The 14,550-nt window shown below is 65.9% G+C and carries 14 protein-coding genes; 7 read left to right on the forward strand and 7 right to left on the reverse strand.

Going from position 1 to position 14,550, the window contains the following annotated elements; all coding sequences use genetic code 11:
• Nucleotides 1–83: 83 nt before the first annotated feature.
• Nucleotides 84–1,484, reverse strand: a complete 1,401-nt coding sequence (locus GII31_RS06660) for a class II fumarate hydratase (protein ID WP_213247924.1) — start codon at nt 1,482–1,484, stop codon at nt 84–86.
• 237 nt (nt 1,485–1,721) lie between these two features.
• Between GII31_RS06660 and GII31_RS06665 the strand changes: the two genes are divergently transcribed.
• Complete coding sequence (locus GII31_RS06665) at nt 1,722–1,931, forward strand: hypothetical protein (protein ID WP_213247926.1); 210 nt, start codon at nt 1,722–1,724, stop codon at nt 1,929–1,931.
• A gap of 537 nt (nt 1,932–2,468) precedes the next feature.
• Here GII31_RS06665 and GII31_RS06670 read toward each other — a convergent pair.
• Nucleotides 2,469–4,166, reverse strand: coding sequence for a fumarate hydratase (locus tag GII31_RS06670; protein ID WP_213247929.1), 1,698 nt, complete (start codon nt 4,164–4,166; stop codon nt 2,469–2,471).
• Nucleotides 4,167–4,242: 76 nt separating this feature from the next.
• Nucleotides 4,243–5,238 carry a class II fructose-bisphosphatase gene (gene glpX / locus GII31_RS06675; RefSeq protein ID WP_213247931.1) on the reverse strand — a complete coding sequence of 332 codons (996 nt, stop codon included), beginning with the start codon at nt 5,236–5,238 and terminating at the stop codon, nt 4,243–4,245.
• A gap of 211 nt (nt 5,239–5,449) precedes the next feature.
• Here glpX and GII31_RS06680 point away from each other — a divergent pair, with 211 nt between their 5' ends.
• From GII31_RS06680 to GII31_RS06700, 5 genes are all read left to right on the forward strand, one after another.
• A complete protein-coding gene (locus GII31_RS06680; RefSeq protein ID WP_213247933.1) occupies nt 5,450–6,529 on the forward strand; it encodes an ABC transporter ATP-binding protein in 1,080 nt (359 codons plus the stop codon).
• A 116-nt stretch (nt 6,530–6,645) separates the two neighbouring features.
• Nucleotides 6,646–7,929, forward strand: a complete 1,284-nt coding sequence (locus GII31_RS06685) for an ABC transporter substrate-binding protein (RefSeq protein WP_213247935.1) — start codon at nt 6,646–6,648, stop codon at nt 7,927–7,929.
• Between the two features lie 43 nt (nt 7,930–7,972).
• Nucleotides 7,973–8,935, forward strand: a complete 963-nt coding sequence (locus tag GII31_RS06690; protein ID WP_213247937.1) for a carbohydrate ABC transporter permease — start codon at nt 7,973–7,975, stop codon at nt 8,933–8,935.
• Nucleotides 8,932–9,816 carry a carbohydrate ABC transporter permease gene (locus tag GII31_RS06695; protein WP_246222133.1) on the forward strand — a complete coding sequence of 295 codons (885 nt, stop codon included), beginning with the start codon at nt 8,932–8,934 and terminating at the stop codon, nt 9,814–9,816. Before GII31_RS06690 ends, GII31_RS06695 begins: the two co-directional genes overlap by 4 nt.
• Before the next feature lie 150 nt (nt 9,817–9,966).
• Entirely contained in the window at nt 9,967–10,539 is a 573-nt protein-coding gene (locus GII31_RS06700; RefSeq protein ID WP_260840350.1) for a DUF4245 domain-containing protein, read from the forward strand.
• Here the strand turns inward: GII31_RS06700 and GII31_RS06705 are convergent.
• Genes GII31_RS06705 through GII31_RS06715 form a run of 3 tightly spaced genes read right to left on the reverse strand, consistent with a single transcriptional unit; the run spans nt 10,536 to nt 12,935 of the window.
• A complete protein-coding gene (locus GII31_RS06705) occupies nt 10,536–10,772 on the reverse strand; it encodes an exodeoxyribonuclease VII small subunit (protein WP_213247941.1) in 237 nt (78 codons plus the stop codon). The genes GII31_RS06700 and GII31_RS06705 overlap by 4 nt on opposite strands.
• Nucleotides 10,773–10,824: 52 nt before the next feature.
• A complete protein-coding gene (xseA, locus tag GII31_RS06710) occupies nt 10,825–12,132 on the reverse strand; it encodes an exodeoxyribonuclease VII large subunit (RefSeq protein ID WP_213247943.1) in 1,308 nt (435 codons plus the stop codon).
• The gene (locus GII31_RS06715) at nt 12,129–12,935 is read right to left on the reverse strand and encodes a lipid droplet-associated protein (protein ID WP_213247945.1); all 807 of its coding nucleotides are present in this window, start codon (nt 12,933–12,935) and stop codon (nt 12,129–12,131) included. Before GII31_RS06715 ends, xseA begins: the two co-directional genes overlap by 4 nt.
• A 53-nt stretch (nt 12,936–12,988) precedes the next feature.
• Between GII31_RS06715 and GII31_RS06720 the strand changes: the two genes are divergently transcribed.
• A complete protein-coding gene (locus tag GII31_RS06720) occupies nt 12,989–13,945 on the forward strand; it encodes a 4-hydroxy-3-methylbut-2-enyl diphosphate reductase (RefSeq protein ID WP_213247947.1) in 957 nt (318 codons plus the stop codon).
• A 74-nt stretch (nt 13,946–14,019) separates the two neighbouring features.
• Here GII31_RS06720 and GII31_RS06725 read toward each other — a convergent pair whose 3' ends face one another.
• Complete coding sequence (locus GII31_RS06725; protein ID WP_213247949.1) at nt 14,020–14,403, reverse strand: SHOCT domain-containing protein; 384 nt, start codon at nt 14,401–14,403, stop codon at nt 14,020–14,022.
• Nucleotides 14,404–14,550 lie beyond the last annotated feature (147 nt).

Raw genomic sequence — 14,550 nt, forward strand, 5'->3', positions numbered from 1 at the left:
AAGAAGCTCCCATCCGCGGTGGTGAATTCACCGTGCGGATGGGAGCTTTCGTTGTGGGAACAGCTCAGCGCTGTGGCATCAGCTCAGCGTTCACGGTCCAGGTTGGCCATCTTGAGCACGTCGAGACGGCTGTCGAGTTCGGCCTCGCTGAGGTTGTCGCCGATCAGGCCCCGATCGATGACCGTCTGCCGGATGGTCTTGCCCTCCTTGAGCGCCTGCTTGGCCACGGCCGCCGCCTCCTCGTAACCGATGGCGCTGTTGAGCGGGGTGACGATCGACGGTGAGCTCTCGGCAAGGGTGCGCAGCCGCTCCTCGTTGGCCACCAGGCCGCTGATGCAGCGATCGGCGAACAGCCGGGATACGTTGGCCAGCAGCTTGATCGACTCGAGCACGTTGCGGGCCATCACCGGTATGTACACGTTCAGCTCGAACGCACCGTTGCCGCCGCCCCAGGTGACCGCGACGTCGTTGCCGATGACCTGCGCCGCCACCTGTGTGACGGCCTCGGGCAGAACAGGATTGACCTTGCCCGGCATGATGGAGCTGCCCGGTTGCAGGTCGGGCAGCTGGATCTCGCCGAGACCGGTGAGCGGACCGGACCCCATCCAACGCACGTCGTTGGCGATCTTGGTGAGAGACACCGCGATCGTCTTGAGCTGACCGGACAGTTCCACCAGGCCGTCGCGGGCGGCCTGGGCCTCGAAGTTGTCCTTCGCCAGCGACAGGGCGTCGACGCCGGTGCGCTTGCGCAACTCGGCCACCACCTTGGTGCCGAATCCGTCAGGTGCGTTGAGGCCGGTGCCCACAGCGGTGCCGCCGATCGGCAGTTCACCGACCCGCGACAGGGTGGCGGTGACCCGCTCGACACTCGCCTCGATCTGCCGGGTGTAGCCGGCGAACTCCTGGCCCAGGGTGACCGGGACGGCGTCCATCAGGTGGGTGCGGCCGCTCTTGACCACTTCCCGCCACTGCGTCGACTTCTCCAACAGCGCCAGCCGCAGATGATCGAGGGCGGGGATGAGGTCGGTGACCGCGGCCTCGGTGGCCGCGACGTGGGTGGCGGTGGGGAAGGTGTCGTTGGACGACTGCGACATATTGACGTGATCGTTGGGGTGCACGTCGACGCCGTTGTTCTTGGCGATCGTCGCGATCACCTCATTGGCGTTCATGTTCGACGAGGTGCCCGACCCGGTCTGGAACACGTCGATGGGGAATTGGTCGTCGTGTTTGCCGTCGGCGATCTCGGTGGCGGCGGCGATGATCGCCTCGGCCTTGTCGGCCTCGAGGAGGCCAAGGTCCTTGTTGACCTGCGCGCAGGCCGCTTTGAGCAGGCCCATCGCGCGGATCTGAGTGCGTTCGAGGGGCCGGAAGCTGATCGGGAAATTCTCGACTGCACGCTGGGTCTGGGCCCGCCACAGTGCGTCGATGGGCACCTTGACCTCGCCCATGGTGTCGTGCTCGATACGGTACTGCGGTTCGGTCATGCTGCTCCGGTCCTCCGTCGTCGGATATTAGGTTGTCCTTACACCACCGTACTGCGGTGGTGGTTCGGCCCGAACGGCGAGGTCGCCCGATCGAAATATGACACAACTCATAGCCCTGTCCGGATGGCTGCCGATGGTGTCGCCCGTACGGGTCAAATTCTGTCCGATGGTGTCGCCCGAACGGATCAAATCGTCCCGAATGGTATCGCCCGGGCGTGGTCCAAGCCCGAAGGTCGGATGTTCAACGGCGACAACTACACTGGGATCAGATACGCCCAGAAGCCGTGTTATGGCACCGATGTGGTCGCACCGGACTGGTTCAAGGCACCGAACGGCGACATCTACATAGTGTTCTCGGTCGGCTACTACGGCGAACTGCACGGGCGCCCCGAGAAGGACCGGATGGAACCGTACATCGTGAAGGTCAACGAGCTGCGTGTGGCCTGAGTGGGAACGCCAAACGGCAGGCAGATCATATTCGTGCCCGGTGTGGCCCGCAAGATCCACCTCAATGTGCCCTCCACAGACCGCATCGACGGCTCGTTCTACGCCGACGGGTCGACGATCTACCTCAACATCAAACGCGACGGGCAGTGCAACGAGATCTGGCGATCAGGCAGCGTATACGGACCCTGGAAGCCTGTGCAGGATTGCCTCGTACGCGGCAACGAGGGCCCGAACATGGTGATGTACGGCGGCACCTACTATCTCTACACCGATCGGATTGCGCACTGGGAGGGATGGCGGAGACCGGGTGTCGTGGTTCAGAGGGCGCCGTCGCCGTCCGGGCCGTGGTCGGAACCGGAGTGGATCACGACCTACGTGCGGGGACCGGAATGCCGATCCCCGCACGTCAGGGCTCGGTTATCAGGTACCACGCGACCGACAACGGCGTCACACCTCCGGTATCGGGAGACTGACCCCCGTCGACCCTTGTGCGGTGAATTGGGGCTCGTATTCGACCCGATTCACCGCACAAGTGGTTCAGCGCTCGCGGGAGCGGATGCGGATTCCGCCGAGGGGAACACTCACCGCACCACCGGGATCGGTGAAGAAATCATTACCCTTGTCGTCGACGACGATAAATGCCGGGAAGTTCTCGACGTCGATCTTCCACACCGCCTCCATGCCGAGCTCCGGGTATTCGATGATCTCCTGACTCTTGATACAGTCCAGCGCCAGCCGGGCCGCGGGGCCGCCGATCGACCCGAGATAGAAGCCGCCGTGGCCGCTGCAGGCCTCGGTGACCTGCTTGGACCGGTTTCCCTTGGCCAGCATCACCATCGAGCCGCCCGCGGCCTGGAACTGTTCGACATAGCTGTCCATCCGCCCGGCGGTGGTGGGCCCGAACGATCCCGAGGCCATACCGTCGGGCGTCTTGGCCGGACCCGCGTAATAGACCGGATGATCGCGCAGATAGTCGGGCATCGGTTCGCCCGCGTCCAGGCGCTCCTTGATCTTGGCGTGCGCGATGTCGCGGGCCACCACCAGCGGACCGGTCAGCGACAACCGGGTCTTGACCGGGTACCTGCTGAGTTCGGCGAGAATCTCGGGCATCGGCCGGTTCAGGTCGATCTCGACGACGGCGCCGCCCTCGATCTCCTCCGAGACGCCCGCATCCGGCATGTACTGGGCCGGGTCGGTTTCGAGTTGTTCGAGGAACACGCCGTCGGCGGTGATCTTGCCGAGCGCCTGCCGGTCGGCCGAACACGAGACCGCGATGGCCACAGGCAGCGATGCCCCGTGCCGTGGCAGGCGGATCGCACGCACATCGTGGCAGAAGTACTTGCCGCCGAACTGGGCGCCGATCCCGAACGACTGGGTGAGCGTGAAGATCTGCTCCTCCAGTTCGATGTCGCGGAAGCCGTGGGCCGCCATCGAGCCCTCGGTGGGCAGCGTGTCCAGGTAGTGGGCCGAAGCGTATTTGGCCGTCTTCAAAGCGAACTCGGCCGACGTGCCGCCGATCACCACCGCCAGATGGTAGGGCGGGCAGGCCGCGGTGCCCAGTGACCGGATCTTCTGATCCAGGTAGTCGAGGAGCTTGTTGGGGCTCAGGATGGCCTTGGTCTCCTGGAACAGGAATGACTTGTTGGCCGAGCCGCCGCCTTTGGCCATGAACAGAAACTTGTACTCCGGGCCCTTCGGTCCCTGCTCGGTGGCGTAGATCTCCACCTGCGCGGGCAGGTTGGTGCCGGTGTTGCGCTCCTCGAACATGGTCAGCGGCGCGTTCTGCGAGTACCGCAGGTTCAACGTCGTGTACGCGTCGTAGACGCCGCGCGAAATCCATTCGCCGTCGTCGGCGCCGGTGAGTACGCCCTCGGACTTCTTGCCCATCACGATCGCGGTGCCCGTGTCCTGGCACATCGGCAGGACGCCGCCGGCCGAGATGTTCACGTTCTTGAGCAGATCGAGCGCCACGAACCGGTCGTTGCCCGACGCCTCGGGGTCGTCGATGATCTTGCGCAGCTGGGCCAGGTGCGCCGGCCGCAGGAAGTGGCTGATGTCGTGGATGGCGGCAGCGGTGAGCTTCTGCAACGCCTCGGGGGCGACCTTCAGGAATGTGCGGCCGTCGACCTCGAACGTCGACACCCCGTCCGTCGTGATCAGACGGTACGGGGTGTCGTCAGTGCCGATCGGCAGGAGATCGGAATAGCGGAACTCGGGATCCGGGGCTGTACTCACAGGCCGAATCGTATATTCGCAGGCCGCTGACCTGCGAATATGGAAAGGCTACCCTAATCCTCGGGTGGGCGGGATGTCAGACGTCGATGCGGGCGTACTCGCGCAGCTTGCTGGTCTGGTGCACGGCCTCGATCCGGCGGATGGTGCCGGACTTCGAGCGCATCACCAGCGAACGGGTCGTGGCGCCGTTGCGGCGGTAGGTGACCCCGCGCAGCATGTCGCCGTTGGTGACACCGGTGGCGCAGAAGAAGGCGTTCTCGCCGGAGACGAGGATGTCGTTGGTGAGCACCCTGGTGAGGTCGTGACCGGCGTCGAGGGCCTTCTGCCGCTCGGCCTCATCGCGCGGCCACAGCTTGCCCTGGATCTCGCCGCCCATGCACTTCATGGCGACGGCGGTGATGATGCCCTCGGGGGTGCCGCCCACGCCCATCAGCATGTCGACGGTGGAGTAGTCACCCGCGGCGGCGATCGCGCCCGCCACGTCGCCGTCGGAGATGAGCCGGATCTTGGCGCCGGCGGCGCGGATCTCGCTGATCAGGTCGGCGTGCCGCGGACGGTCGAGCACCACCACGGTCAGATCGCCCACGTCGATGCCCTTGGCCCCCGCGACCGACTTGACGTTCCACTCGACTGACGCGTCGATATCGATGGCGCCCTTGGCCTCCGGTCCCACGGCGATCTTGTTCATGTAGAACACCGCGGACGGGTCGTACATGGTGCCGCGCTCGCTGACCGCGATCACGGCGATCGAGTTGGGACGGCCCTCGGCCATCAGGGTGGTGCCGTCGATCGGGTCGACCGCCACATCGCAGTCCGGACCGTCGCCGTTGCCCACTTCCTCGCCGTTGTAGAGCATCGGCGCCTCGTCCTTCTCGCCCTCGCCGATCACCACGACGCCGCGCATCGACACCGTCGAGAGCAACTCACGCATCGCGTCGACAGCGGCCCCGTCACCGCCGTTCTTGTCTCCACGGCCCACCCAGCGACCGGCGGCCAGCGCCGCGGCTTCGGTGACCCGGACGAGTTCCATGGCCAGGTTGCGATCGGGAGCCTGATGGGTTGATTCGGACATGAAAGTCGGCCTCCTAAGGCGAGCGGGGGAACGTGCCGGCATTGCGTAGTACTCCCATCCTCGCACGTCACACGCGCCCGACGACATCGTGGGTGGGACGCCGCACCCGGCCCGTGCGCGGCTCCCGGCAGGGTCGCGGTATAGATTCTGACCGGAGTCACCGCACACACATCCGGTCGTCACCATCACAGACTGTTGCGAAGGAGAGCCCATGGCCTCGGTCACATTCGACGGTGCCACCTGCCTGTTCCGGGGGTCGGATACACCCGCGGTGGACTCGTTGAGCCTGGAGATCGCCGATGGCGAGTTCCTTGTGCTCGTCGGTCCGTCCGGATGCGGTAAGTCGACGTCGCTGCGGATGCTGGCAGGGCTGGAAGAGGTGTCGAGCGGGCGGATCCTGATCGGCGACACCGATGTCACCGGCCTCGAACCGAAGGACCGGGACATCGCGATGGTGTTCCAGAACTATGCGCTGTACCCGCACATGTCGGTGGCCGAGAACATGGGTTTCCCGCTCAGGATGGCCGGCATGGCCAAGCCCGACATTCAGAAGAAGGTGGCCGCCGTCGCCGAGATGCTCGATCTGACGCCGTATCTGGACCGCAAGCCGAAGGCACTCTCGGGCGGCCAGCGCCAGCGGGTCGCGATGGGCCGGTCGATCGTGCGTGAACCGCAGGTGTTCTGCATGGACGAGCCGCTGTCGAACCTCGACGCCAAACTCCGCGTGCAGACCCGCACCCAGATCGCGCAGTTGCAGCGCCGGCTGGCGGTGACCACCGTGTACGTCACCCACGACCAGGTGGAGGCGATGACGATGGGCGATCGCGTCGCGGTACTGGACAAGGGTGTGCTGCAACAGTGCGCCGGCCCGCGAGATCTGTACGCCAAGCCCGAGAACCTGTTCGTCGCCGGCTTCATCGGATCACCGGCGATGAATCTGTTCACCGTGCCGGTGGGAATCGGCGGAATCGAACTGGGTGGCATCCGTATCCCGCCGCCGTCGGCGGCCAACCTCGACGCGGACGAGGTCGTGGTGGGGGTGCGGCCCGAGGATCTGGCCATCGTCGACGACCGGTCCGTGCCGCAGTCACTGCCCGTCGACGTGGACGTCGTGGAGGAACTCGGCTCCGATGCTTTCCTGTACGGGCGTACGGAGTTGTTCGGTGACGAGGTCTCGCTCGTGGCGCGCGCGGACTGGCGTTACCCGCCGCACAAGGGCGACCGGCTGAGCCTGGCATTCGACGTCTCCCGGGTGCACTTGTTCTCGACGATCACCGGTAGGCGGTTGTAAGCCACATCACCCTGCCGATGTGATACTTTGCCTGAGTTTGGTGTGACCGGCGACGCACGAGGCGCACTAGGCGGGGCGGCAACATTTTCTCGACCAGACCTGTGAACAGGAGAACTATGAGTACCAGGACCCGGTTTGGACGCGGCAGTCAATTGGCCGTCGCGCTTTCGGTGGCGTCGGCTCTCGTCCTCTCGGCATGTTCGGACGACGGCGACAGCGCCGACGACGCGGCCGGCAAGAACCTCGACGGTCGCGGCGCCATCTCGTTCGCCATGGGCAAGAACGACCTCGACCTGATCCGTCCGGTGGTCGACTCGTGGAACAAGGAACACGCGGACGAGAAGGTGACGATCGTCGAACTCCCCGGTGAGGCCGACGACCAGCGCTCCCGTCTGGTTCAATCCCTGCAGGCCAAGAACGACGAGTTCGACGTGATGGCACTGGACGTCACCTGGACGGCGGAGTTCGCAGCCAACGGCTGGCTCGAACCGCTCACCGGTGACCTGGCCATCGACACCGCGCCGCTGCTGCCGGCCACCGTCGAGAGTGCCACCTACCGTGACGTGCTGTACGCGGGCCCGCAGAACACCAACGCGCAGTTGCTGTACTACCGCACGGACGTCGTGGGCAACAAGGCCCCCGAGAACTGGGCGGCGCTGGTCGACAGCTGCGACAAAGCCAAGGATAAGAACGTCGACTGCCTGGTCACCCAGCTCAAGCAGTACGAGGGCCTCACCGTCAACGCCACCCAGGCCATCCACTCGTGGGGCGGTCAGGTCGTCGGTTCCGACGGCAAGACCCCGGAGGTCAACTCCACCAAGGCGAAGGAGGGCCTGTCGGCGCTCGTGGACGCCTACAAGGACGGTGTGATCCCCAAGAAGGCCACCGGGTTCACCGAGGAGGAGACCAACCTGTCCTTCGTCGGCGGCGAGTCGGCCTACGCCTACAACTGGCCGTATATGTACACCAACGCCGGCGATGCCGAGTCGAAGGTGAAGGGCAAGTTCGGTGTCGCGGCCATCGTCGGCCCCGACGGCGCGGGAGCCTCCACGCTCGGCGGCTACAACGACGGCATCAACGTCTTCTCCAAGAACAAGGCCACCGCGGTCGACTTCATCAAGTACATCCAGAACGCGGACAACCAGAAGGCATTCGCCGAGGCCTCGTTCCCGCCGGTGCTGGCGTCCATCTACGACGACACGTCCCTGGTCAAGGAATTCCCGTACCTGCCCGCGCTCAAGGACGCCCTCGAGAACGCCAAGCCGCGCCCGGTCACCCCGTACTACAACGGTGTGAGCAAGGCGATCCAGGACAACGTCTACGCCGCGCTGAACGGATCCAAGACCGTCGACCAGGCCGCCGCCGACATCGACGAGGCGATCAAGGTCGCGACCAAGTGACCGATTCGGTCTCGCTCGGTCACGTCCGGCCCGACCGGACGTGATGGAGTCGCTCACCAAGCGCACGCAGGGCCGGGATCTCCGGGCGTTCTGGCTGCTGGCACCCACCATGGTGGTGCTGGCGGTGGTCATCGCCTACCCGGTCCTGCGTGCGGTCTATCTGTCGTTCCAGGCCGACGCCGGACTGAACGAGGCCACCGGACGTTTCGAGTCCGGCGGCTTCGCCGGGTTCAAGCACTACCTGATGTGGCTGACCGGTGACTGCGGAACCGGCGCCGGAAGCTGCCCCGACGGCAACCTCGGCAGCGACTTCTGGCAGGCGGTGGCCATCACCTTCTTCTTCGCCGTCACCACCGTCGCCATCGAGGTGCTGCTGGGACTGTGGATGGCCACGGTGATGAACCGGACCTTCGTCGGCCGATCGTTTCTGCGGGCCAGTGTGCTGATCCCGTGGGCGATCCCGACCGCGGTCACCGCGAAACTGTGGTTCTTCATCTTCGCCGACAACGGTATCGCCAACAAGATGCTCGGCACCGACATCGCCTGGACCACCGACCCGTGGGCGTCGCGGTTCGCGGTGATCATCGCCGACGTGTGGAAGACGACGCCCTTCATGGCGCTGCTCATTCTCGCCGGGCTGCAACTGATTCCGTCCGACGTGTACGAGGCCGCCCGTGTCGACGGGGCATCGAAGTGGAAGCAGTTCGTGCACATCACGCTGCCGCTGGTGAAGCCGGCACTGATGGTGGCGGTGCTCTTCCGTACCCTCGACGTACTGCGGATGTACGACCTGCCGGCCATCCTGTCGGGCACGAGCGGTGCCACCCCGACCAGTACGGTCTCCATTCTGGTGGTGGCCGAAATGCGCAACAGCAACTTCAACAGCGCCTCGGCCTTGTCGACGCTGGTGTTTCTGATGATCTTCGCGGTTGCCTTCCTGATGGTGAAGTTCTTGGGTGCCAACGTGGTTCGCACTCAAGAAGAGCAGCGAAAGGGAGTCCGATGACGGCCGCGACGGCCACGCCGAGGGTGTCGAACGCGCACGCGCGCAACCGGCGCAAGGCATTCGCGTCGCTCCGCACATATGGCGGGGTGGCGCTGATCCTGGTGTGGGGACTGGCGCCGTTCTACTGGATGGTCATCACGGCCTTCCGCGATGTCAAGCACACCTTTGACACCACGTGGTGGCCCACGCATGTCACGTTCCAGAACTTCCGGGACGCGTTGTCGACCGACAAGGGCAACGACTTTCTCGGCTCCATCGTCAACAGCCTCCTGATCGGAGCTGTCACCACGGCGGTCGCGCTGACCCTTGGCATTTTCGCCTCCTACGCGCTGGCACGGGTCGAGTTCCGCGGCAAATATGTGGTCAGCGGCATCGTCCTGGCGGCGTCGATGTTTCCGGGTGTCGCGCTCATCACGCCGATGTTCCAGTTGTTCGGCGACCTGAACTGGATCGGTAGCTATCAGGCCCTGATCATCCCGAACATCTCCTTCGTGCTGCCGCTCACCGTGTACACACTCACCTCGTTCATGAACGACATGCCGTGGGAACTGGAGGAGGCCGCCCGCATCGACGGCGCCACGCGCGCGCAGGCGTTCCGGCTGATCGTGCTGCCACTTGCCGCACCCGCCCTGTTCACCACCGCCATCCTGGCCTTCATCGCCACCTGGAACGAGTTCATGCTCTCCAGCCAGCTGTCGACACGCGACACCGAACCGGTGACGGTGGCCATCGCCCGCTTCTCGGGGGAGAACTCGTTCACCCAGCCGTACACCGCGATCATGGCGGCGGGCACCATCGTGACGGTGCCGCTGGTGATCATGGTGCTGGTGTTCCAGCGCCGGATCGTTTCGGGTCTGACCGCCGGCGGAGTCAAGTCCTAGTTCCGATACGGATCCGGCTGTCGGTCGTGTCGGCCGCCGGCGGAGTCAAGTCCTAGTTCCGATACGGATCCGGCTGTCGGTCGTGTCGGCCGCCGGCCGCGTGAAGTCGTGATTTCGGGCTGAGCCGAGTGCCGGTTTATGTTGGTGGTCATGGCCACCGGTAAACCACGCATCCTGCAGGACGGGCGGGACATGATCTGGACCGTCCTCGCGCTGCTGGCGTTGTGCATGTTCGTGCTGTTCGCGTCGGGCAACTGGACGTTCGGTCTCAAGGCCGGTGCCGGTGACGACAAGGTTCCCGCCTTCGACGTCTCGGCCGCCCTGGCCGCCGACGCCCGGTCGATGCCGTTCCCGGTCCGGCGCCCGGCCACCCCCGAAGGCTGGAAACCCAATTCGGGCTCCACGCAGATGGTCGGCGGCAAGGTGTCGAGCAACGTCGGCTGGATCAGCACCAAGGGCGCCTACGTGCAGTTGACCCAGACCGATGCCACCGAGGATGAGCTCGTGGCCAATCTGGGCGGGTATGACGCGCGGGGCGCCGGCAGACAGGACGCGGGCGGTCAGTCCTGGGTGGTCTACGAAGGTGAGAAGGGGAACACGTTCTGGATCGCCGATCTCGGCGATGTGCGTATCGGCGTGCGATCTCAGGGCCCCGACGCCGACATCCGGACCATCGCGGAGGCGGTGATCGCGCAGCAGCCGCTGGCCGCGTCGACCCGCTAGCTGTCGTGACCTGACAGCCGGTTGTCCGGGTCCAGCACCTTCTCGATGCGTTCGCGCGCTCCGGCGAGATGTTCCTCGCAGCGGCAAGCCAGCGCTTCGCCGCGTTCCCACAGGGCCAATGAGGCGTCGAGGTCGATTCCGCCGCGTTCGAGCAGGGTGACCACCTCGATGAGTTCGTCACGGGCGGCCTCGTAGCCGAGTTCGTCCACCGGGGTGCGCTTGTCCTGGGTCACTGCTCTCTCTTGCTCCGGGTTGTCGTGGTCGGGGTCGTCAGGGTTGGGGTCGTCAGGGTCGGGGTAGGGGGCTCGCGGTCGGCGCCGGAGTTGTCGTGGTCCCGTCGGCGTCGATGGTCGCCGGGGCCGAACCGTCGGCCACCCGTATCCGGATGCGTGCCCCGGCGGGCAGGTCACCGACAGCACACACCGCGTGCGGCTCGTCGATGTCGAGGCGCTGCACCACCGCGTAGCCACGGGCCAGCGTCTGCGCGGGTCCGAGCGTGCCGAGTTGGGCGGACAGATGCTCGATGCGGCGCTGTTCGCCCTCGACCGACCGGGACACGTCACGGCGCAGCGCCGTCCGCATCCGGGCGATGTCGTCGGTGCGCGAGTCGATCATGGTGAGCGGTGCGGCGAGCGCGGGCCGGGCGCGCAATCCGGCCAGTCCGCCTTCCTCGCGGTGCACCCAGTTGCGCAGCGCGTGGGCGCTGCGCCGGCGCAGCTCGACGATCCCGGCCAGCTCGGTCCGCACGTCGGGTACCGCGCGTTTCGCCGCGTCGGTGGGGGTGGCGGCGCGCACATCGGCCACATGGTCGAGCAGCGGGCTGTCGGGTTCGTGGCCGATGGCGCTGATCACCGGGGTACGGCACGCCGATACCGCGCGCAGCAGCGTCTCGTCGGAGAACGGCAACAGGTCCTCGACGCTGCCGCCGCCGCGGGCGATGATGATCACCTCGACGTGATCGGCGGCGTCGAGTTCGGCCAGCAGCGGCAGGATGCTCGGCACCGCGGCCGGACCCTGCACGGTGGCATCGCGGATCTCGAAACGAACCGACGACCACCGGGCCGTGGCGACGGCCACCACGTCGCGCGACGCGGCGCTGGCCCGGCCGGAGATGAGGCCGACGGCCTTCGGCAGGAACGGCAGCGGCCGTTTGAGTCGCTGATCGAACAGGCCCTCGGCGGCGAGCAATTGCCGCAACCGCTCGATACGGGCCAGCAGTTCACCGATGCCGACCGGCCGGATCTCCGAGACCCGCAACGACAAGGTGGCCCGACCCGTGTAGAAGGTGGGGCGGCCCAGCATCACCACCCGGCTGCCTTCGGACAGCGGCACCGTCGCTCTGTCGAGCAGATCAGGACTGCACGTGACCTGCACCGACATGTCGGCGGCCGGATCACGCAGCGTGATGAACGCCACCCGGCCGCGGGGGCGCCGGCTGATCTGGGTGATCTGCCCCTCCACCCAGATCTGGCCGAGCCGGTGGACCCAGTCGGCGATCTTGGTGTTGACGGTGCGTACCGGCCACGGATCGTCCGGTGTGTTGGCGGTGCGCTCGTTGCCGCCGCCCGCAGACGTGTAGACCGCGCCGGTCACGTGGTTGAATGGCGCTTGTGCTGTGCGGTGATCCGGTTCTCGATCATCGTCACGAACGGCGCCCGTGCCTTGGTGGTCTGCTCGTACTCCAACAGCGCGGCCAACTCGTCGGTGCCGACGGAGCGGAGTTTGGCCCGCAACTGGGCCAGTGTCAGGCGGTCGTATTCGATGTACTCGACCACTTCGGGCACCGGTCCGTCGAATGCGGCGGCGCCCGGGCGGGTGTCGGCGGGGGCTTTCACCACGGTGTCGGGGGCTGAGCTGTACAGCGCGAACCGGCCACCGGTGGCCGGTTCGGTGGTGGTGGTGGTGCGGTCGGTGCCCGGAGCTGCGTCGGCCGGCTGCGCATCCGCTTGTCGGGCCGTGACCTCGGGGGCAGTGGCATCGTGCGCAGCGACATGGTGGGACGGGACATGGTGGGTAGCGACATCGTCGGCGGGGGAGTCCGGAGCCGGGGATTCCCGGGCAGGGGATTGTGCGGCGGGCGGTTCGGGTTGGTCGTCGAGGGCGTCGGCGCCGGGTTGTTCGGCGGGTATCAGCGACAGTTCGACCGGGTCCTCGTCCTCGTCGAAGCGCGCCCAGGAGGGTTCTTCGCTGGGCCTGTCGAACATCAGCTCCAGGGCCAGGTCGCCCTTGATGGCCAGTCCGGCCACACCCTGTTGCACTCGCATCCCGAGCTGGAGGGCCTCGCTGAGCGCGGTCATGGGTAGTGTTACGACCAGGGTGGGGAGCTTCTGCGTCTCCTCGATCGCGGTCACAATCAGACCTGCGGCGATGCGGACGGTGTAGGGTGCGCGGACCATGTCACAACTCTGCCATTCATCCCCGGGGCAATCCAACACGTACCCTTGATGGCGTGGCTGATTCCAAACGTGTCCTGCTGGCCGAACCGCGAGGGTACTGCGCGGGTGTCGACCGTGCCGTTGAGACGGTGGAACGTGCCCTGGACAAGTACGGCGCACCCGTCTATGTGCGAAAAGAGATTGTGCACAACCGGCATGTGGTCGAGACGCTGACCGAGCGTGGCGCCGTCTTCGTGGGCGAGACCGACGATGTGCCCGAGGGCGCGATCGTCGTGTTCTCCGCGCACGGCGTGTCGCCGGAGGTGCACAAGACGGCCGCCGAACGCAGTCTCAGGACCATCGACGCCACCTGCCCACTGGTCACCAAGGTGCACCAGGAGGCCAAACGCTTCGCCCGCGACGACTACGACATCCTGCTCATCGGCCACGAAGGCCACGAGGAGGTAGAGGGCACCGCCGGTGAGGCCCCCGAACACATCCAGCTCGTCGACGGCCCGGCCAGTGTCGAGAACGTATCGGTCCGCGACGAGTCGAAGGTGATCTGGCTGTCGCAGACCACGCTGTCGGTGGACGAGACGATGGCGACCGTCGACCGGCTGCGGGATCGTTTCCCGAATCTGGCCGACCCGCCGAGTGACGACATCTGCTATGCCACCCAGAACCGTCAGGTGGCGGTGAAGGCGATGGCACCGCAGTGCGAACTGGTGATCGTGGTGGGTTCCAAGAACTCGTCCAACTCGGTTCGGCTGGTGGAGGTGGCGCTGCAGAACGGCGCCGCCGCCGCTTACCTCGTCGACTACGCCCGCGAGATCGACCCGACCTGGCTCGACGGGGTCAGTACCGTCGGCGTCACCTCCGGCGCATCGGTGCCCGAGGTGTTGGTGCGCGGCGTCGTAGAATTGCTCGCCGAGCACGGCTACAACGACGTGTCCACCGTCAACACCGCCGAGGAAACCCTCACTTTCGCCCTGCCGCGCGAACTGCGGCCGGCCCGCACCGTGCGCAAATAGCATTCGGCAGCACCGGACAAACGGTGGTGGTCACATCCTGTGACCACCACCGTTTGTCCGCAATGGCGGCAAGATCAGGACGCGAGTGCTTTGGCCTTGAGCGTTTCGAACTCCTGCGCGGAGATCGCGCCGGAGTCGAGCAGGCTCTTTGCGGTGGCGATCTGCTGGGTCGGGCTCGACCCGGCCACCGAACGGATGTAGTCATCGCCCGCCGCCTTGGCCTGCTCGGCGGCCGCGATCTGGCGTTCGGTCATCCCCTTACCCCGTCCGATCAGATAGACGATCGATGTGAGGTACGGGAAGATGATGAGGAACACCACCCAAATGGCCTTCTTCCATCCCGAGGTGTCCCGGTCGCGGAACAAATCCACGATGATATGCCACAGGATGATCAGGTACGCGATGAACGCAAAGACAAGGATCGTGGACCACAGAAAGTCCCAAAATGAATCCCACACGACGGTTCTCCCTTGCGATTCCGGCGCCGAACCGATTTCGGCGTCACTGGCGCGAATGTATCTTTTCACACGCGGGGCCGGTCGGACATCGCACATCCCCCGTACAGGGACTTTCGGCCCATATGCAATTCCTATCGGTCATGGGTG

The organism is Gordonia pseudamarae, from assembly GCF_025273675.1.
Taxonomy (GTDB): domain Bacteria; phylum Actinomycetota; class Actinomycetes; order Mycobacteriales; family Mycobacteriaceae; genus Gordonia; species Gordonia pseudamarae.